The sequence below is a fragment of the Bacillus sp. TH22 genome (assembly GCF_016651015.1).
In the GTDB taxonomy this organism is placed as follows: Bacteria; Bacillota; Bacilli; order Bacillales; family Bacillaceae_G; genus Bacillus_A; species Bacillus_A mycoides.
Genome location: NZ_JAEKER010000001.1, coordinates 4776854 through 4795104, shown reverse-complemented (window position 1 = coordinate 4795104; position 18251 = coordinate 4776854). Strand labels below are relative to the sequence as shown.

Genomic DNA, 18251 nt, shown 5'->3' with positions numbered 1-18251 from the left:
TTGTTTTTTATTTATGTAAATTACTTTTTCACTTCTACATGATGAAGAAATTCTTTTCCATCTCTTGAATAACTATTCACAAGACTTAAAAGCAACTTCCCACCAACCAACATCGCACGTTCATCAAAATCGAATTGAGGATGATGGTGTGGATATGTTGCCCCTATTTCTTCATTACCGGCACCTGTGAAGAAAAATGCTCCTGGAACATGTTCTAAGTAGTATGCAAAATCTTCTCCGCCCATAATAGGTGGTACTTCCATGACCCTTTCTTTGCCAAGATCGTGTTCCGCAACCGTCATAAAATGACGTGTTTCAGCTACATGATTTATTAATATTGGATATCCTCGTTTATATTGAATATTAACTTCAGCATGAAGGGACTGACAAATCCCCTCAACAACTCGTCTAAATTCCTTCTCCATATATTCTCTCACTTCAGGATCTAACGTTCGAATGGTTCCTGTAAACGTAGCAGTATCCGCAATAATATTATCGGCTTGCCCGGCATGGAATGTACCAACTGTTAAAACTGCTGATTGAAGTGGATCGACTTTTCTACTCACTAAAAGTTGCAACTGATTAATAACTTGTGTTGCAACGATAATAGCATCTACAGTATGATGTGGCATACCGCCGTGACCGCCTCGCCCTTGAATCTTCACTTCAAAAGTATCAGCTGCCGCCATCATTGCTCCAGCTTTCGTTCCAACAATTCCTAAAGGCATCTGAGAAGATAAATGTGTACCAAAAATAACATCTACTCCTTCTAAACAACCATCCTCAATCATGGCAATTGCTCCGCCAGGCTCTTTCTCTTCTGCATGTTGATGAATAAGGACTATTTTTCCTGAAAGTTGGTCTCTGTTATCACTTAATATTTTTGCAACTCCTAAAAGTGTTGCTGTATGTCCATCATGGCCACAAGCGTGCATTACACCAGGAACCTTTGATTTATATGAAACTTTCTTTTCATCTTGAATAGGTAGTGCATCAAAATCAGCACGTAGCGCCATCGTCTTCCCAGGTATTCCACCTTCAATTACGCCGATTACCCCTCTTCCCCCGACATCTGTTTTCACATCAATATGAAAACTTTTTAAAATTTCAGCTATTTTTTTCGGTGTTTCTATTTCTTGAAACGATAGCTCTGGGTATTGATGAAAATCTCTTCGCCACGAAACCATTTGATTATATAAACTTTCCAATTCTTTATGCCATGTTTCTATCATAGAAATTCCCCTTTCTTTTTAACAGTTTAAATAAAAAATACATAATATTATGTATTTAATCAATAAAAAAAGAGAACTTTCTTTAAAAGTACTCTTAATTCTTCAAAATATTAAACGTTCTACTTCAGTCACTACTTTTCTTCAATACAAACAGTGAAAGTTCCGGTACACTCAAAAATCTAACAGGCATTCGGGTTGTCCCAATACCACGATTTACGTATAAATGTAACAGCTTACTCTTCCCTTCTAATTCATACATACCTTCAACATGACTCTCAGCTAGTTTTGTAGTAATTAAAGGACCTACAAAAGGAATTTGAACTTGTCCTCCGTGACTATGTCCTGACATTTGAAAATCGACTGGATAACGAGATACTTTATCTACAACATCCGGCTCATGTATTAATAGCATATTGAAATCTTGTTGTCTTAAGTTTTTTAAAGTCGAGTCTATTTGTGGCTTCCCTAATAAAAAATCATCCAAACCTGATATTGTAATATACTTGCCGTTTTCCGCTTTAATTTTCTGCACTTCATTTACTAACACAGAAAAACCAGCTTCCTCCATATACTTTTTGTAAAATAAACTACCGCCCCCACCTCTATCATGATTCCCAAACACAGCATATTTTCCTAGGGGAGCTTTAATTTTCTGCAAAATAACCTTTGCTTCTTCTCTTTCCGCACTATAGGATCCAAACTTATCTATTAAATCTCCTGTAAAAACTACTATATCTGGATGTAATTCATTCATCTTCTCCACCAAATTTTCTAGTTGTTTCAATGTAAAATCTGGTCCTAAATGTAAATCTGAGAACTGCAATATTTTTTTATTATTAAACTCTTTAGGAATTGTAGGAGCTTCTATTTCATTCCACGTAACTGTTACTAGTCTTCTTTCTATTTCAGTCGCATAGAAATACAAACTTACTGGTATCATTAATATACTTATGAAACTAATAATAAATATCTTTACGATTGATTTTTTTCGTTCTTTTTTTACATGATGCGTATTCATGTTTTCACCTCTAAAATCACTTTAAATCCTTATTGTTACATTAATGTGACAACATGAACAATGTTCGTTATATCCAATTTCAGCCCCACTCACTTTGACAAATTTATACAGAAATCATATCATATTTTTATCATACATAGATTCTTTAAAATGTTTCTTCTATTCATTCCATCATTCTATTAAGGAGAGGTTATTCATGTCTGTATTTACACCAGAAGAAATTACGGAACTTGCTGCTAATTCTGGAAGAAAAAAAGCTCATTTATCATTGCTCCCTATGCTAATTCTCGGTTTTTTTGGTGGTGCTTTCATAGCATTAGGATATTTACTTGATATCCATGTTATCGGAACAATGCCAAAATCTTTGGGATCATTTACTAGCTTTTTAGGTGCTGCCGTATTCCCTATCGGTCTTATACTCGTTATCCTTGCAGGCGGTGAATTAGTAACTGGCAACATGATGACCGTTTCAATGGCATGGCTTCACAAAAAAATCGACTTATTTCACTTCATACGAAATTTAGTTATTGTTACGTTTAGCAACTTCATAGGTGCTATATTCGTCGCTTATTTTTTTGGTCATATCGTCGGCTTAACGGAGGGAGCTTTTTTAGCAAAAACAGTTACTATTGCACAAGCTAAACTACAAGATACACCACTGCAAGCCTTCATTTCTGCAATCGGGTGTAATTGGCTCGTTTGTTTAGCTGTTTGGCTCAGTATGGGAAGTAAAGAATTTATCGGAAAGATTGTCGGTATTTGGTTCCCTGTTATGACTTTTGTTGCGATTGGATTTCAACACGTTGTAGCCAATATGTTTGTCATCCCAGCTGCAATTTTTTCTGGTCATTTAACTTGGGTTGAATATTTTCCAAACTTCATTTTTGTTTTCTTCGGAAACTTAGTAGGGGGTATGTTATTTGTAGCATTACCTTATTTCATATCTTATAATAAGAAACTACCTTCCAATAAAGAGCAAACTGCATTAAAGAAAAAATCTGTATCCGCTTAAATTGAATGTCTATAAATTGGTCCTAAAAAATATTACAAATTTCATTTTTTTTGCGAATATATGTACGTACACTTGTTCTCGAATGTTTTATACGTTATAATAACAACTTAAATAGCATTATTTACATATGAGGTGAAAAACATGAATAAGACAGAATTAATTAAAAACGTAGCACAAAACGCTGAGATTTCTCAAAAAGAAGCTACTGTAGTTTTACAAACTGTAGTAGAATCAATCACTAACTCTTTAGCTGCTGGCGAAAAAGTACAACTTATCGGATTCGGTACATTCGAAGTTCGTGAAAGAGCTGCTCGTACAGGTCGTAACCCACAAACGGGTGAAGAAATGCAAATCGCAGCTTCTAAAGTACCTGCTTTTAAAGCTGGTAAAGAACTAAAAGAAGCTGTAAAATAATGAAAAATAGCCTTCTCATTTATGAGAAGGCTATTTTTTTCATGACATAATTAATAAAAATCTGACCATTATGTTGCTTATTTTGTTCCTTTATGCAAATAAAACCTTTGCTTTCAAAGAAAGGTTTTGCTGTAATACTCGCCTCTGTATATATATCCCTATGCTGCAAGTTCACTGCTTCTTTTTCTAACTTCTGTAGTATGTATGATGCTATCCTTTTTCCTTGATAATCTTTATGCGTAAATAAGCGATCTACGTAATGATCATCATTATAATCCCCAAATCCCACTATCACACCTTTATAATCAGCAACGTAACAAATATTCTTTTCTAAAGACTGTAGCCATCTCTCTCTATCTAGTCGCTCTGGGGCCCACGCCTGTAGCTGTAACTCGTTATAATCTTTTGCATTCACCGTATGAACCGTTTCATAGAATAATTGTAATACTTGCTCTAAATCCTCTTTCTGGAATGTTCTAATTTTAATATCTTTAAACATATGTAAAACTCCTTATCAAACTAACTCTTTTATTTCGGTTATTCGGATAATTATTTCGTGTTTATTTTCGAAACAGTTTCTTCCACTATATATGATTCTACTTCTGCTCTTTCTATATTATATCGACTTTTCCTTCTAAACGAACAATAAACAATACTTATACAAAGTATTGTTTATTGTAAAAAAGCATATTAAATTCGCTTTATAGCTGAAAATGTTTAAGATTTCAATTTAACTCTTTGTAATCTTAATGCATTTAATACGACTGATACAGAGCTAAATGCCATTGCTGCACCTGCAACCCAAGGTGCTAAGAAACCGAGCGCCGCAATTGGAATTCCTAGGCCGTTATAAGCTAACGCCCAGAATAGATTTTGCTTAATATTTCTAATCGTCATTTTACTCATAAAAATTGCATCAGCAATACTATTTAAATCACCACGGATTAACGTAATATCTGCCGCTTCCATCGCTACATCCGTTCCGGTTCCAATTGCCATACCGATATCCGCCGTAGCCAGTGCAGGAGCATCATTTATTCCATCTCCAACCATTGCTACTTTCTTACCTTGCGCTTGCAGTTTTTTCACTTCTTCTGCTTTTCCTTCTGGTAATACTTCTGCAATTACGTGATCAATACCAACTTGCTTAGCGATTGCCTGAGCAGTTTGTGTATTATCTCCTGTAATCATAACAACGTCTAGACCCATTTTCTTAAGTCTTGCGATAGCTGCTTTTGAAGTATCTTTTACAGTATCTGCAACAGCAACAATTCCAGCATATTCCTTATCTATCGCAATAAGCATTGCTGTTTTTCCTTCTCGTTCTAGCTCTTCCATCGATTTAGAAACTTCTTCAATATCAATATCGAATTTCTTCATTAATCGACGTGTACCAATTAATAATTGTTTCCCTTCTACGACTGATTCGATACCGAATCCTGGAATCGCTTCAAACGTTTCTGAACTTGGGATATCAATTTTCTTTTCTTTAATTCCTTCTACAATCGCTTCTGCAAGTGGATGTTCAGAATTTTTTTCTGCCGCACCTACTAAACGTAGTATTTCTTCTTCATGGAATCCATCTGCTACAATTACATCTGTTAAAACAGGCTTCCCGTTTGTCACAGTACCTGTTTTATCTAGAATAACTGTATCTAATCGGTGCGTTGCTTCTAAATGCTCCCCGCCTTTAAATAAAATACCATACTCAGCTGACCTTCCTGATCCCGCCATAATAGATGTAGGTGTCGCAAGACCTAATGCACACGGACAAGCGATAACAAGTACTGCTATCATTTTCTCAAGTGCTCCGCCAAAATCACCCGGTGTAACAAATAGCATCCACACTGCAAATGTGATAATAGCAATTACAACTACAACTGGTACGAAAATACCAGAAATTTGATCAGCTACCCTTTGAATAGGCGCTTTCGATCCTTGAGCTTCTTCTACTACTTTAATAATTTGAGCTAATGCAGTATCTCTTCCTACCTTAGTTGCTTTAACTTTTAAAAATCCATTTTTATTCATTGTAGAGCCAATTACTACATCCCCAATTGTTTTATCAACAGGAATACTCTCGCCTGTTAACATCGATTCATCTATCGCTGATTTTCCTTCTACAATTTCTCCATCTACTGGGATTTTTTCACCAGGTTTAACATAGACAACATCACCAGCTACCACTTCTTCGATTAAAATTTTCATCTCTGTTCCATCTCGCACAACTGTGGCAGTTTTCGCTTGTAGTCCCATCAACTTTTTAATAGCTTCTGATGAACGCCCTTTTGCTCTCGCCTCAAATAATTTACCTAAAATAATTAAAGTAATAAGTACCGCACTCGTTTCAAAATATAAATCTATCATATGTTCTGAAGAACCAATCGACCTAATACTTAAATACACACTATAGAAATAAGCTGCGGACGTTCCAAGTGCCACAAGAACATCCATGTTTGCACTTTTATTACGTAACGCTTTATAAGCCCCAACATAAAACTGGCCTCCAATTATAAACTGTACTGGAGTTGCAAGAGCTAGCTGCACCCAAGGGTTCATAAGCATATCAGGTAAATAAATAAATGATGTAAATGAGAAATGACTTACCATTGCCCACAGTAACGGGAATGATAAAATAAACGAAATGATAAATTTCTTCTTTTGTCGTTCAATTTCTTGTAAGCGATGATCAGTTGATCCATCTTGCTCATCTGATTTCACTTCCAATTTATATCCTAATTTCGTGATTGCACTCTTCATTTCATTTACATTAATTTCATCAGGATTAAAATCTACTGTAGCTGATTCCAAAGCGAAATTTACTGTCGCTCCGTTCACACCTTCTAACTTATTTAAACGCTTTTCTACTCTATTCGCACATGCTGCGCATGTCATCCCTGAAACAGTAAACTCAGCTTTATCACTTACAATTCCATATCCTAGCGACTCAACTTTTCCCTTAAATTGTTGTGGATTTGTTTTATGGGGATCATACATTATTTTTGTTTTTTCAAGTGCAAAATTTACATTTGCATCATGAACACCTTCTACTTTTTTCAGGCCTTTTTCAATTCTATTTGCACAGGCTGCACATGTCATGCCTGATATTTGGAGATTGGCCTCTTTTTGTTCATTCATGTCTCTCACCTCTATATACCCTTATAAGGTATAATTTTTAGCAAAATAAATCGTACTCCATATAAAGTACGATTTATTTCTATATTAAAAATTATTATTGAATTTCATAGCCTTGATCTTCAATTACAGCAACGATATCTTTTAACGTTACAACTGATGAGTCGATAGTAACTTCAACAGTTCCTTCTGCTAATTGAACTTTTACTTGTTCAACGCCGTTTAGTTCTTTCACATTACTTTCAATAGAATTTACACAATGCCCACAAGACATACCCTCAACTTTTAATGTTAACTGTTCCATTTAAAATCCTCCTCTTGTTTATTCATTGTTTATTAATCACAACTACATCTTACCATACCCCCTAAGGTAATCAATGGTTTTGTATCATGATTTTTATTTTTTTCTAAAATCTTTATTTTTTTGCTCCAATTATGAATTTATATATCTTCTCCTATATAAACAAAAGCCAAGCTAGTCAAATACTAGCTTGGCTTTTATGCTTTTGAAAAACGTTCAAATACTGTCATTAATTCTTCAATTGCTTCGTCACCATTACCATTTTTAATAGCTCCTGAAACACAATGACTCGTATGATTTTTTAAGACACCCATTCCTACTTTTTTCATCGCTGCATTAATCGCAGAAATTTGAACTAAAATATCCACGCAATAACGATCATTTTCAATCATATTTTGAATACCACGGACTTGGCCTTCAATTCTCTTTAATCTATTTATAATTTGTTCTTTTTCTTTTTCTGATCTATGTGTTACTGATTCATGGTCCTTATGATCCATATTATCACCTTCTTAAAGTTTCTCTTCATCCAATAAAACAATTGCTTTTATGAGTATACCAATTATATCATCAAATATCTATGTAGGATACCCCATATGAGTATATTTTCGCTTTATGATTATTCTTAACACATCATTAGCTTCTCAGTCTCAATTAATATGATACCCTTTCTTTTTTTCAAAAAAACAATAATAAGCGGGGATTGTCCATCCCCGCTTATTATTCATCCACAAATGTAAAAGTCTCAATTTTCACACGTGTAAATTGAGACTTTTTCTTCCTATATATAATTATTGCTGATCACATACTTTTGTATCATTCACTACTGAAGTTCCTTCAACGGTTACCGTATGAAAACAGTCATTTACACGAACTGTCACAACATTATCTTGCCGATCAATGATATGGTATTCATTAAAATTTTTATTCAGAGCACTGCGAATTTGTTCTCCTTCATAAATTGGAATGCCATGTGATAAAACCCAAATAAACCCAGCGATAGCAAGAATAGTTTTCATACGTTCTACCTCCTTGAGAATATAGTGAACTTTTAATCCATGCTTTTTCAGCTCTACTAATCATGAATGGAATGAATCAAGCCTTTTTGGAAATAAGTTCATTTCGTCTATTTTATGTTTATGCTAATTGTGACCGAATTGTGACAACTTTTTGTCTATTTAGACGAAAAGTTGAAACAAAACTTTCAAAAAGGACAATTCTACTTATAAAAAAAGGGTATGGAATGTTTCATCCATAACCTTTTTTCAGCCCTATTCTACAACTCATCCACCGTACTTTATGTGATTTTTGTAGAGTTATTTTATTTTTATTCATCGACATCAAAACAAAATCTTGAAAAAACTTCCCACACAAGTTCATTTCTACTACTTACCCCAGTCTTTTCAAAAATGGATTTTAAATGATCTTGTACCGTGTATATAGATATACAAAGTTCATGGGCTAATTCCTTTGTCGACATACCTGTAAGAATTTTACGTATTACTTGCTTCTCACGTGTTGTAAAACTATACACTTCCGTAATAAGCGGAAAGATTTCTTCCGGTCTTGCTCTTTCGAATAGAACAACATAACCACCCTGAAAACTACTTGTACGTTCTAACTTACTGGCCCGAATGATTAAAAAATGTCCATAGGCTAAAGGTATACAAACTTTTTCTTCTCTATTCATACAACCTACATTATATTCGTTAGCCTTTACTTTCGAACAAACCGCACGTATTGGCCTTGGTATTTCTTTTATATTTAACTGTTCATACTTTCTAAGATTTGAGAGCCAATCGCTGCCATCTTGATTCCAATATAATAAATTAAAATCCTCACTTAATATAATCGTGCCTGTCCCTATTACCTTCTCTTCTGAAAAAGGTTTAGGAAATGCCTTTTTTAAAGCCTCTCCAGCAATCGGGACTACCGTTGCCAAATACTTACAATCATCTATATGAAAAGCGGGACTTGTACTCCCTCGAAATAAACTAAGATGCCCAAAACAGTTCCCCTTACTCATACAAACGCCCCTTAATTCATCTCCAAAACTTGCTGGTTTTAAAATATTTCGGTATCTAGAGCTTTTCTTTTGTTCACCATTTGTCACCATACTAAGAGAAGCAACATGAGGATAGTGTTCTGATAAATATTTAAATTTATTAAAATCATCTTCTAGAAATTCATTCATAAACAATTGTGGATGAATCTTTTCAACACTTTCATCCGTAAATGCCCCAGTAGATAAAAAAGAAATTGGGTCTATAGCTGTAAAACAAGCGGCGTCAAAATCAATGACTTTACGTATTAAGTGGAGAAATGACTCTTGAAATGTCCTTATAGAACTTATACGATTCGCTTCCATTGTAATTTCTTTCGTTATTTTTTCATACATCCTCTTCCCCCCAGATTTACGGGATTGTTTCCCTTCATAATTTCATTCCATAATAAACCTATAACACACATACTTAGGAGGTTAAAAATGAATTGGAATGATACTACCGTAAATTCATATGAACAAAGAATTCCATGTAAAATCCCAGGCTACTACAACCTATATGAAATGATGAATCATTTCTTGTTTACTACACTCCCTAAAGAAAATATGAATCCAAATTTACTGGTTATAGGTGCTGGTGGTGGACAAGAAATTCTCTCAATAGGCAAACAAAATAGCAACTTATCTTTTACAGGTGTCGATCCATCTGAAAGCATGCTACAGCTAGCTAAAAAAAGAATTGAAAGCGAAGGCATACAAAATCAAATTCACTTTGTACATGGAACTGTCCATTCATTATTAACCAATCCATTATTTGACGCTGCTACTTGTATGCTTGTTCTTCATTTCATCCCAACTATTAAGGAGAAAAAAGAGCTTCTTAATGAAATTAGTAGTCGCTTAAAACCTGGTGCTCCATTCTTTCTCTCTACAATAAATGGTGTACCCCATACAAGTATGTTTTCTGCACAATTGAATGCTTGGCGCAACCACATGATGCAAAATCAAATTCCATTAGAAGATTGGAACCGATTTGAAAATTCTTTTGAAACAGAAATATTTCCTATTTCCGAAACGAATCTACTAGCTGTCATGGAGGAATGTGGATTTACTCAAATCAATCGCTTTTTCACAAGCTTTTTAATTGATGGATACGTAGCAATAAAACAATAATGAAAAAAGGTAAGCAATTGCTTACCTTTTTTCATATACGTCTTCTACACTTGACTAATAAATCTCAATCCTTTACTTAAAGAAGTCGGCACAACAGATGCATGATTCTCCCCTTCAGCTTCATAAAACATAAATCTAAACTGATCGTGTTTTACTTGGAGAAGGCGCTCTGACAATTCGTTTGCCCCTACAACCATATGCTCTCGTTCCAATGACCCAACTGTAAGGAATACTCCCGTTTCAACTTTAGCATTGTTTAATTCATTTATAAGATTCTTTTCTTTTTCAAGCACCGATTGGTTATTCCACCAAATAGATGGACTACTTATAAAATAATTTTGAAAGGCATTTACGTTTGTGAATAGTATATGTAAAGCAAATAGACCACCTAAAGAATGTCCAAATAACGTTTGCTTTCCTTTATCAATCTCAAATTTTTTTTCAATTTGTGGTTTCAATTCTTCTTCAATAAAAGTAAAGAAATTATGTGCTCCCCCTGTTTTAGGCCACGGTTTACCGTCCGGTTTTAACGGGGCATCTTTTGAAATTACGACAGGTGTAAGATCATAACATCTTTCTTCTCCTGAAAATGCGCCTTCAATTGGATAACCAATACCTACTATAATTGCTGGTGACACACCTGTTTTTTCTGCTCTTACCGATTGTATTTTAATAGCTTCATGGAACGTTTGGAAAAAGGCGTTCCCATCTAATACATATATAATAGGATAACCAGAATCCGGTGCTGGCTGCTTCGGTTTTGAAATATGAATTTGATACTCACGATTCTCTAATGTCGAATACATTTTCCACTGTTCGGTATTAAATGTAATAACCTGCTGTTTTTCGATAGTAGTATTCATCTTATATCCCCCCTTCTTAACTCGTTACATATATTTCTACTTTCTCTTCTTGAGATACAACGCTATCGTAACCGAAACAAACAGGAGACCCATTATACGGATCAATCATGACACGTGCATCAATATGAAATACTTCTTTTAACACTTCATTTGTAATTATTTCTTCTGGGCTACCAGTTGTAACGATTTCCCCTTCCTTCATTGCAATAATTTCATCTGAAAACCTTGCTGCATGGTTAATGTCATGTAATACCATAACGACCGTACAATTATGTTCTTTATTTAACTTCTCCACAATTTGTAATACATCTAATTGATGAGACATATCAAGATATGTAGTTGGCTCATCTAATAGCAACACTTCTGTCTCTTGTGCTAAAGCCATCGCTAGCCATACCTTCTGTCGTTGACCACCTGATAAATTTGCAATTTGTCTCGTTCGAAATTCAGAAGTTTTCGTTATTTCTAATGCCCAATCAATCATTTCTTTATCTTTTGAAGTTAACTTATTTACGTTATTTCGATGTGGATAGCGTCCATAAGAAATTAACTCTTCTACTTTAAGCTCTCCTGGTGCAATTGGAGTTTGCGGAAGTAAAGCTAACTGCTTCGCAATTTCTTTCGTTGGAATTGTATTTAAATCCTGTCCTTGCAAATATACTTTACCGCTCTTTTGCTTTAAAATTCTTCCCATTGTTTTTAACAATGTCGATTTCCCGCACCCGTTTGGTCCTATAATTGTCGTTACTTTTCCTTCTTGTATTTCCACATTTAAATCGCGAAACACTGTAAGCTTTTCATAACTCGTTTCTAAATTTTTTGCACTTAAAATACTCACTTTTATTCCTCCTCTTACGCTTTCGCCTTATAAAGTAAATATAAGAAATACGGTACACCGACAATAGAAATAACGATCCCAACAGGTAACTCTACAGGGGTGAAAACTGTTTTTGCAATAAAGTCTGAAGCTATTACAAGGAACATTCCGATTACTCCACACGTAGGAATTATATATTTATGCTGAATACCGACGAGCCTTTTCGCTATATGCGGTGCCATTAATCCGATGAAACCAATACTTCCTGAAACAGCAACACATGCACTCACAAGTCCGATACTACTTAATAGTAAAATGGATTTCTCTCGTTCTACTGCAACACCTAAACTTGTAATACTCGTTTCTTCCAATTGAAATAAATCTAATAAATAAGCTTTCTTTTGTATAAGTGGAATTAAAATGATAAGCCACGGTAACATAGCAACAATATACTTCCAGTTTGCACTATATATGCTTCCAGACACCCAAACTGCAGCCATCTCGAAATCAGTTGACTTCATTTTGAGCGATAAATACATAGAAAACGCTCCAAATCCAGATCCAATTGCAATCCCTGTTAATAAAAGACGTTGCGAGTCTAACTTACCGTTTTTCCAAGAAAACAGATAAATTATTATAGCGGCTCCTAGCCCACCGACTAAACCAAACATCGGCATCATCATAATAGAAACCCAGTCTGTGCTCTTTAATTGCCCTTGAAAGAAGAACATGAAAATTACGATGGCTGTACCTGCTCCGGCATTCACTCCTAAAATACCTGGGTCCGCCAATCCATTTCTCGTAATCCCTTGAATTACAGCACCCGCAACACCGAGGCCTAATCCTACTAATCCAGCAATTACAATGCGCGGAAGGCGAAACTCAAAAATAACTAAATCATGGTCTGGTACTGGATCTATTCTAAAGAGTGTTTTAAATACATCTGTAATCGTAATATCAAACGTACCATTCGTTAAACTAATATAAATAGCACATAATATTAAAAATATACTAATCCCCATTGTCATTCCAAAACGTTGACTTGAACTTTTAAGCATGTCTCTCTCCTCCTCTTGTACGGATTAAATAAAGGAAGAAAGGAATTCCAATTAAGGAAGTAACGACTCCAATTGGTGTTTCAAATGGATAGTTTACAAATCTACTTAAAATGTCACATAATGCTAAGAAAACTCCACCAATAACGCCTGCGCAAGGCAAAATCCACTTATAATCTACCCCAATTATAAAGCGCGTAATGTGTGGAATAATTAAACCTACAAAACCAACTTTCCCCACTAAAGCAACTGCTGTTCCTGTTAAAAAAATAACTGATAAAATTGCCATCGCTTTAACTAGTTTTGTACGCTGACCTAGATTAATAGAAACTTCTTCTCCTAAAGAAAGAATGGTAATAGATTTTGATATTAATAGTGCTAAAATTATACCAATTATCCCAAATGGTATCGTGATTTTAATGATATTAGGGTCCACTTGATCTAACTTTGCATTAAACCAAAAACTAACATTTTGAGAAATTTGGAAATATGAAGCCATCGCAGCCGATACACTACTTAAAAATGTTCCAATAACTGTCCCTATAATTGCTAATCTAACAGGGGATAAGCCATTTTGAAGGAGTGAGCCAAAACCAAACACTATACCGGCTCCTAGTGCAGAGCCAATCATTGAACATAAAACCATACCAATCGATGACATTCCCGGAAGAAAAATCATACAAAGTGTAATAACAAAGGCTGCACCATCCGTCACACCCATAATAGAAGGGGATGCAAGATAGTTTCTTGTCATCCCCTGCATAAGTGCTCCTGATATGGCTAGAAATGCTCCGACTAAAAGAGCTGCAACTACCCTTGGTAAACGTGAAGTAATAATAATATTATGATTTACATCGCTTGAATCAAAATGAAATAAAGCATTCCACACTGTTTCAGCATCAATGTTTTTCGCCCCATATAAAACAGAAAGTATAACTGTAAATAAAATCAATATGGGTGCTATACATAAAATGGTTACTGGTACCGCATTCGTTTTCTGCATATCATTCAACGCACCTTACTTATTGTATTATTTAGATAAATTTTTCACTGCTTCTTTTAAGAATGCTGTTTTACTCCAAGCTGTGCCACCTTGGGCCATTGGATCTACAACGTTTACAAATACTTTCTTTTCTTTCGCAGCATTCATACTTTGCCAAATTGGATTGCTTTCAATTTCTTCTAGCACTTTCGGGTTTTTATTTTCACTTGCCTCATATTGTAAGAAAACATAATCTGGGTTAAGTTCAGCAAGTTTTTCAAATGAAATTTTCTCTTGTGCTTTTACAGTTTTAAGTTGTTCTGGAGCAGTTAGTCCAAGATCTTTATAAATTACAGGGTTGAAGTATACTCCTTCTGGATATAGGAATAATTCATTTGCTCTTAGTCTAATTACAAGTACTTTTTTGTCTTTTAACTTATCTCCTAATTTTGCTTTTGCTTTTTCAGCGTCCGCATTGTAATCTTTAATAATTTTTTCTGCTTTATCTTTTTTACCAGTTAATTCTCCCATTAACTTTAAGTTATCTTCCCAATCTGTTGAAACGTGTGATACCGGGAACGTCGGAGCTACTTTCGTAAACTTTTCAGCTGTTTCTGCTGGGAATTTCGTACTAGATGTAATAACATCCGGTTTTAATTGAAGTAATGTTTCAAAATTAGGTTGCATTTTTTCACCCACAGATTTTGCACCCTCTAATTCTTTTTCAAGATACTTTGGTAATTTACCACCTACAGTAATTGCACCGACTGGTTTAATTCCAAGTACTGCTGCATCTTCCATTGACTCTAAACTAGCTGTCGCAATTTTATCTACTTTTGCTGGTACTGTGTATTCTTTACCTAAATATGTAATTTTTCGTTTTTCATCTTTTTTTGTTTCCGTAGCTTTTGTCTGTTGCTTTTGTTCCCCTGAAGTTTTATCCGTACTATTACATGCTGCTAAACCTACACTTAAAACTGTAACCATCCCTAATGTAAATAACTTCTTGTTCATCTTTATATATCTCCTCTCAAAACTTGTAAATAGATTATTTTTATATGAAAACTTAACTACATGAAACTTGTCCCAAACATATATTTCATTAGATTAATAATTTTATCCGGAACTCATTCTCATTCACTTCCCCTAAACTATAATTCTTTTACACTTCATCCATCGATAACCTTTTTCAATGATAATGATTATCGTTACTAAGTATATATTTAATATGCAATTATTTCAAGAATGATTTGAAAAATTTTAACAAACTGAATTAAAAAGAAGTATCCGCCTATTATTAGCGAGATACTTCTTTTTTTAGAAATTTATATGTAATTCAACTGGACAATGGTCTGATCCCATTATTTCACTGTTAATTTTCGCCTCTGTTATTTTGTCTTTCATTCTTTCCGAGACAACAAAATAATCTAAACGCCATCCAATATTTTTTGCTCTCGCTCCCATACGATACGACCACCACGAATATGCTCCTTCCTGATCAGGATAAAGGTAGCGATACGTATCAACAAATCCTTCTTCTAAAGTACGTGTAAACTTCTCCCTCTCCTCATCAGAGAATCCAGGGTTTTTACGGTTACTTTTTGGATTTTTTAAATCTATTTCTTTATGTGCGACGTTTAAATCTCCGCAAAAAACAACTGATTTCTTTTCATTTAATCGTTTAATATAGGCCCTGAAATCATCTTCCCATTTCATTCTGTAATCTAAGCGTTCTAATCCACGTTTGGAGTTTGGTGTATATAACGTTATCATATAAAAATCTTCAAATTCTAACGTAATAACTCGTCCTTCTTGATCATGCTCTTCAATCCCTAAACCATATGTAACAGAAATCGGTTCTTTTTTCGTGAAAATAGCCGTTCCTGAGTAGCCTTTTTTCACAGCATAATTCCAATATGTATAATATCCCTCGGGATTTAAATGAATTTTTCCACTTTGTAATTTAATTTCCTGTAAACAAAATATATCTGCATTAGATTCTTCTAGATATTCTAGAAATCCACCTTTTGCAATAACTGCTCGCAAACCATTTACATTCCATGAAATCAACTTCATCTATGTTCCTCCTCTTGATGTGCATTTTCAATTTTCATGCTAACACAAAATAGATACCCTATCATAGTTTCATCTTTGTAATCTTGCTCTTACATTCGTAAATACGTACATACGTACTTTATTCAGGTTATACTAATGCCAGAGGTGATGTTCTGTGCATAATGAAGAGTTCACAGTAACAAATGAGTATTGGCAAGCAATTATTCATAATGACTCCACATATGATGACAAATTCTTTTACGCTGTAAAATCAACCGGTATTTTTTGCCGACCATCATGTAAATCGAGAATACCGAATAAAAACAATGTACGTATTTTTCTTAAGGCAGAGCAAGCATTACATGAAAATTTTCGTCCGTGTAAACGTTGTAAACCAAACGGGCTAACTTTACCTAATGAAGAATGGGTAGAGCAAATTAAAGAATATATCCAAAAACATTATTGTGACGTGCTAACCCTCGACTTACTCGCAGAAATATGCCATGGTAGCCCTTATCATCTACAACGCACTTTCAAAAAAATTGTAGGGATTAGTCCAATAGAATATATACAGCAATTCAGAATTAAAAAAGCGGCAGAATACCTTTCACATACAAATCAATCCATTATGGAAATTAGTACTGATGTCGGGATAGAAAATCCGGAGTATTTCGCGACTTTATTTAAAAAGAAAACCGGATTTACTCCTACTGAATATCGAAAAAAGAACGAAATGAAAGAGGGATACAATAATGAATTCCTATAAAAATAAATCTATATATTGGGCGCTAATTACACATAAAAATTGGTGCTTGCATATTGCTGCAACTGAAAATGGACTATGTTTCATTGGATCTCAAGACGAAAACTTTGAAGAACTAAATTTGTGGGCTAGAAAAAAACTGCCACAGCATATATTGACTCACAATCCAGATTACCTGCTAACATATACGAAAGAAGTTATCGAGTATTTAGAAAACAAGCGAGAAACTTTTACATTCCCTATTGATGCTTACGGAACTGAATTTCAATTATCTGTTTGGAATACGGTACGTGAAATTCCTTATGGAAAAACATATTCTTATTCAGAAATTGCAGAAAGAATTCAAAAACCTACAGCTGTACGTGCCGTTGCTTCTGCTATTGCTGCCAACCCACTTCTTATTACAATTCCTTGCCATCGCGTTATAGGAAAAGATGGAAAACTAACTGGTTTTAGAGGCGGATTAGAAATGAAGAAAGAATTGCTTACATTAGAAAAGTTACCGGTGGAATTCATATGACAGCAGAATATAATAGCGCATTGACTTTAGTCGTTCCAAAAGAATTTAGTTTTCAAGAAAACTTACGCTATCTATCGCGTTCTAAAAATGAATGTATGTTTCATATTGAAAATAATAAAATCTATAAAGTCATTCCTGTTCAAAACATAAATCCATTAGTTGAAATTGGTTTGAATGCCGATAGTAATATTCAAATACGTTTTTTAGGAGAATCATATGTCTCTGAAAAATGGGCACACGATGCCGTATCTAACTATGTAAAAGAGTGGTTTGATTTAACTACTGATTTAGCTCCCTTCTATAAATTAGCTAAACACGACCCACTCCTTCAAAAACCCATTAAAGAATTTTACGGTCTTCGTACTTTGCGAATTCCGGATTTATTTGAAGCACTATGCTGGGGGATTCTAGGTCAACAAATCAACCTCACATATGCCTATACTCTAAAAAGAAGATTAGTCGAAAATTTTGGCGATTATGTAGATTGGAACGGTAGAAAACATTGGATATTCCCATCACCTGAAGTAATAGCAAATTTAGATGTAGAAGATCTCGCAACATTAAAAATGACTACAAGAAAGTGCGAATACTTAATTGACGTCGCGCAGCTCATTACAGAAGGTAAATTATCAAAAGAATCTCTATTACAAATACAAGATGTGAAGCAAGCTGAAAAACAATTAACTAGCATTCGTGGTATAGGGCCATGGACAGCTCACTATGTTTTGATGCGTTGTTTACGATTCCCTTCAGCTTTTCCAATTGATGATGTTGGTTTGCATAATGCAATTAAATTTATAACAGGTTCCGAAAAGAAACCGACTAAAAATGAAATAAAAGAATTTGCATCAAATTGGACAAATTGGGAGTCTTACGCGACTTTTTATTTGTGGCGGGTGCTATATTAAA

20 protein-coding genes are annotated in these 18251 nt (G+C 34.5%); 6 read left to right on the top strand and 14 right to left on the bottom strand.

The genetic code is table 11. The annotated features are described in order from the left end of the window. Positions 1–20: 20 nt before the first annotated feature. Both JFU18_RS24500 and JFU18_RS24495 read right to left on the bottom strand, forming a co-directional pair. Positions 21–1232 carry a M20 metallopeptidase family protein gene (locus JFU18_RS24500; protein ID WP_149190845.1) on the bottom strand — a complete coding sequence of 404 codons (1212 nt, stop codon included), beginning with the start codon at positions 1230–1232 and terminating at the stop codon, positions 21–23. 124 nt (positions 1233–1356) lie between these two features. Beyond that, on the bottom strand, positions 1357–2250 hold the full coding sequence (locus tag JFU18_RS24495) for a metallophosphoesterase (protein ID WP_201031638.1): 894 nt from the start codon (positions 2248–2250) through the stop codon (positions 1357–1359). A 196-nt stretch (positions 2251–2446) separates the two neighbouring features. Here JFU18_RS24495 and JFU18_RS24490 point away from each other — a divergent pair, with 196 nt between their 5' ends. Both JFU18_RS24490 and JFU18_RS24485 read left to right on the top strand, forming a co-directional pair. Further along, positions 2447–3262 (top strand): formate/nitrite transporter family protein, encoded by an 816-nt coding sequence (locus tag JFU18_RS24490; protein WP_061688522.1) that lies wholly within the window; start codon positions 2447–2449, stop codon positions 3260–3262. Positions 3263–3403: 141 nt separating this feature from the next. After that, positions 3404–3676 (top strand): HU family DNA-binding protein, encoded by a 273-nt coding sequence (locus JFU18_RS24485; protein WP_002033657.1) that lies wholly within the window; start codon positions 3404–3406, stop codon positions 3674–3676. A 19-nt stretch (positions 3677–3695) separates the two neighbouring features. Here the strand turns inward: JFU18_RS24485 and JFU18_RS24480 are convergent, their stop codons facing one another. The 6 genes from JFU18_RS24480 to JFU18_RS24455 form a co-directional block, all read right to left on the bottom strand. Continuing rightward, the gene (locus JFU18_RS24480; RefSeq protein WP_002033656.1) at positions 3696–4175 is read right to left on the bottom strand and encodes a GNAT family N-acetyltransferase; all 480 of its coding nucleotides are present in this window, start codon (positions 4173–4175) and stop codon (positions 3696–3698) included. Between the two features lie 218 nt (positions 4176–4393). Continuing rightward, complete coding sequence (locus JFU18_RS24475; RefSeq protein ID WP_201031639.1) at positions 4394–6814, bottom strand: heavy metal translocating P-type ATPase; 2421 nt, start codon at positions 6812–6814, stop codon at positions 4394–4396. A gap of 94 nt (positions 6815–6908) precedes the next feature. Further along, positions 6909–7115, bottom strand: a complete 207-nt coding sequence (gene copZ, locus JFU18_RS24470; protein WP_002033654.1) for a copper chaperone CopZ — start codon at positions 7113–7115, stop codon at positions 6909–6911. Between the two features lie 194 nt (positions 7116–7309). Then, entirely contained in the window at positions 7310–7612 is a 303-nt protein-coding gene (locus tag JFU18_RS24465; protein WP_002014668.1) for a metal-sensing transcriptional repressor, read from the bottom strand. A gap of 291 nt (positions 7613–7903) precedes the next feature. Beyond that, on the bottom strand, positions 7904–8131 hold the full coding sequence (locus JFU18_RS24460) for a hypothetical protein (RefSeq protein ID WP_002014667.1): 228 nt from the start codon (positions 8129–8131) through the stop codon (positions 7904–7906). Positions 8132–8439: 308 nt separating this feature from the next. Next, positions 8440–9510 carry a helix-turn-helix transcriptional regulator gene (locus JFU18_RS24455; RefSeq protein WP_201031640.1) on the bottom strand — a complete coding sequence of 357 codons (1071 nt, stop codon included), beginning with the start codon at positions 9508–9510 and terminating at the stop codon, positions 8440–8442. A gap of 87 nt (positions 9511–9597) precedes the next feature. On the opposite strand from JFU18_RS24455, the gene JFU18_RS24450 reads away from it, so the two are divergent. Next, complete coding sequence (locus JFU18_RS24450) at positions 9598–10287, top strand: class I SAM-dependent methyltransferase (protein ID WP_201034232.1); 690 nt, start codon at positions 9598–9600, stop codon at positions 10285–10287. 44 nt (positions 10288–10331) lie between these two features. Here the strand turns inward: JFU18_RS24450 and JFU18_RS24445 are convergent, their stop codons facing one another. The 6 genes from JFU18_RS24445 to JFU18_RS24420 form a co-directional block, all read right to left on the bottom strand. Beyond that, a complete protein-coding gene (locus tag JFU18_RS24445; protein WP_201034233.1) occupies positions 10332–11150 on the bottom strand; it encodes an alpha/beta hydrolase in 819 nt (272 codons plus the stop codon). A 16-nt stretch (positions 11151–11166) separates the two neighbouring features. Beyond that, complete coding sequence (locus tag JFU18_RS24440; protein WP_002014663.1) at positions 11167–11988, bottom strand: ABC transporter ATP-binding protein; 822 nt, start codon at positions 11986–11988, stop codon at positions 11167–11169. 14 nt (positions 11989–12002) lie between these two features. Then, on the bottom strand, positions 12003–13025 hold the full coding sequence (locus JFU18_RS24435; protein ID WP_002128652.1) for a FecCD family ABC transporter permease: 1023 nt from the start codon (positions 13023–13025) through the stop codon (positions 12003–12005). Next, the gene (locus tag JFU18_RS24430) at positions 13018–14025 is read right to left on the bottom strand and encodes a FecCD family ABC transporter permease (RefSeq protein ID WP_002014660.1); all 1008 of its coding nucleotides are present in this window, start codon (positions 14023–14025) and stop codon (positions 13018–13020) included. Before JFU18_RS24430 ends, JFU18_RS24435 begins: the two co-directional genes overlap by 8 nt. 27 nt (positions 14026–14052) lie before the next feature. Then, the gene (locus tag JFU18_RS24425; protein ID WP_002014659.1) at positions 14053–15018 is read right to left on the bottom strand and encodes an iron-hydroxamate ABC transporter substrate-binding protein; all 966 of its coding nucleotides are present in this window, start codon (positions 15016–15018) and stop codon (positions 14053–14055) included. A gap of 303 nt (positions 15019–15321) precedes the next feature. After that, complete coding sequence (locus tag JFU18_RS24420; RefSeq protein WP_201034234.1) at positions 15322–16080, bottom strand: exodeoxyribonuclease III; 759 nt, start codon at positions 16078–16080, stop codon at positions 15322–15324. 154 nt (positions 16081–16234) lie between these two features. Here JFU18_RS24420 and JFU18_RS24415 point away from each other — a divergent pair, with 154 nt between their 5' ends. The 3 genes from JFU18_RS24415 to JFU18_RS24405 are packed head-to-tail and all read left to right on the top strand — an operon-like array spanning position 16235 to position 18250. Further along, a complete protein-coding gene (locus tag JFU18_RS24415) occupies positions 16235–16825 on the top strand; it encodes a bifunctional transcriptional activator/DNA repair enzyme AdaA (protein WP_061688529.1) in 591 nt (196 codons plus the stop codon). Further along, the gene (locus tag JFU18_RS24410; RefSeq protein ID WP_002185104.1) at positions 16812–17342 is read left to right on the top strand and encodes a methylated-DNA--[protein]-cysteine S-methyltransferase; all 531 of its coding nucleotides are present in this window, start codon (positions 16812–16814) and stop codon (positions 17340–17342) included. Before JFU18_RS24415 ends, JFU18_RS24410 begins: the two co-directional genes overlap by 14 nt. After that, a complete protein-coding gene (locus JFU18_RS24405) occupies positions 17339–18250 on the top strand; it encodes a DNA-3-methyladenine glycosylase family protein (protein WP_061688531.1) in 912 nt (303 codons plus the stop codon). The genes JFU18_RS24410 and JFU18_RS24405 overlap by 4 nt, the downstream gene beginning before the upstream one ends. Position 18251: the final 1 nt, after the last annotated feature.

Excerpts from the sequence above, each read along its gene's own strand:
- JFU18_RS24500 (WP_149190845.1), bottom strand. The coding sequence starts at position 1,232 with ATGATAGAAACATGGCATAAAGAATTGGAAAGTTTATATAATCAAATG.
- JFU18_RS24495 (WP_201031638.1), bottom strand. The coding sequence starts at position 2,250 with ATGAATACGCATCATGTAAAAAAAGAACGAAAAAAATCAATCGTAAAG.
- JFU18_RS24490 (WP_061688522.1), top strand. The coding sequence starts at position 2,447 with ATGTCTGTATTTACACCAGAAGAAATTACGGAACTTGCTGCTAATTCT.
- JFU18_RS24485 (WP_002033657.1), top strand. The coding sequence starts at position 3,404 with ATGAATAAGACAGAATTAATTAAAAACGTAGCACAAAACGCTGAGATT.
- JFU18_RS24480 (WP_002033656.1), bottom strand. The coding sequence starts at position 4,175 with ATGTTTAAAGATATTAAAATTAGAACATTCCAGAAAGAGGATTTAGAG.
- JFU18_RS24475 (WP_201031639.1), bottom strand. The coding sequence starts at position 6,814 with ATGAATGAACAAAAAGAGGCCAATCTCCAAATATCAGGCATGACATGT.
- copZ (WP_002033654.1), bottom strand. The coding sequence starts at position 7,115 with ATGGAACAGTTAACATTAAAAGTTGAGGGTATGTCTTGTGGGCATTGT.
- JFU18_RS24465 (WP_002014668.1), bottom strand. The coding sequence starts at position 7,612 with ATGGATCATAAGGACCATGAATCAGTAACACATAGATCAGAAAAAGAA.
- JFU18_RS24460 (WP_002014667.1), bottom strand. The coding sequence starts at position 8,131 with ATGAAAACTATTCTTGCTATCGCTGGGTTTATTTGGGTTTTATCACAT.
- JFU18_RS24455 (WP_201031640.1), bottom strand. The coding sequence starts at position 9,510 with ATGTATGAAAAAATAACGAAAGAAATTACAATGGAAGCGAATCGTATA.
- JFU18_RS24450 (WP_201034232.1), top strand. The coding sequence starts at position 9,598 with ATGAATTGGAATGATACTACCGTAAATTCATATGAACAAAGAATTCCA.
- JFU18_RS24445 (WP_201034233.1), bottom strand. The coding sequence starts at position 11,150 with ATGAATACTACTATCGAAAAACAGCAGGTTATTACATTTAATACCGAA.
- JFU18_RS24435 (WP_002128652.1), bottom strand. The coding sequence starts at position 13,025 with ATGCTTAAAAGTTCAAGTCAACGTTTTGGAATGACAATGGGGATTAGT.
- JFU18_RS24430 (WP_002014660.1), bottom strand. The coding sequence starts at position 14,025 with ATGCAGAAAACGAATGCGGTACCAGTAACCATTTTATGTATAGCACCC.
- JFU18_RS24425 (WP_002014659.1), bottom strand. The coding sequence starts at position 15,018 with ATGAACAAGAAGTTATTTACATTAGGGATGGTTACAGTTTTAAGTGTA.
- JFU18_RS24420 (WP_201034234.1), bottom strand. The coding sequence starts at position 16,080 with ATGAAGTTGATTTCATGGAATGTAAATGGTTTGCGAGCAGTTATTGCA.
- JFU18_RS24410 (WP_002185104.1), top strand. The coding sequence starts at position 16,812 with ATGAATTCCTATAAAAATAAATCTATATATTGGGCGCTAATTACACAT.
- JFU18_RS24405 (WP_061688531.1), top strand. The coding sequence starts at position 17,339 with ATGACAGCAGAATATAATAGCGCATTGACTTTAGTCGTTCCAAAAGAA.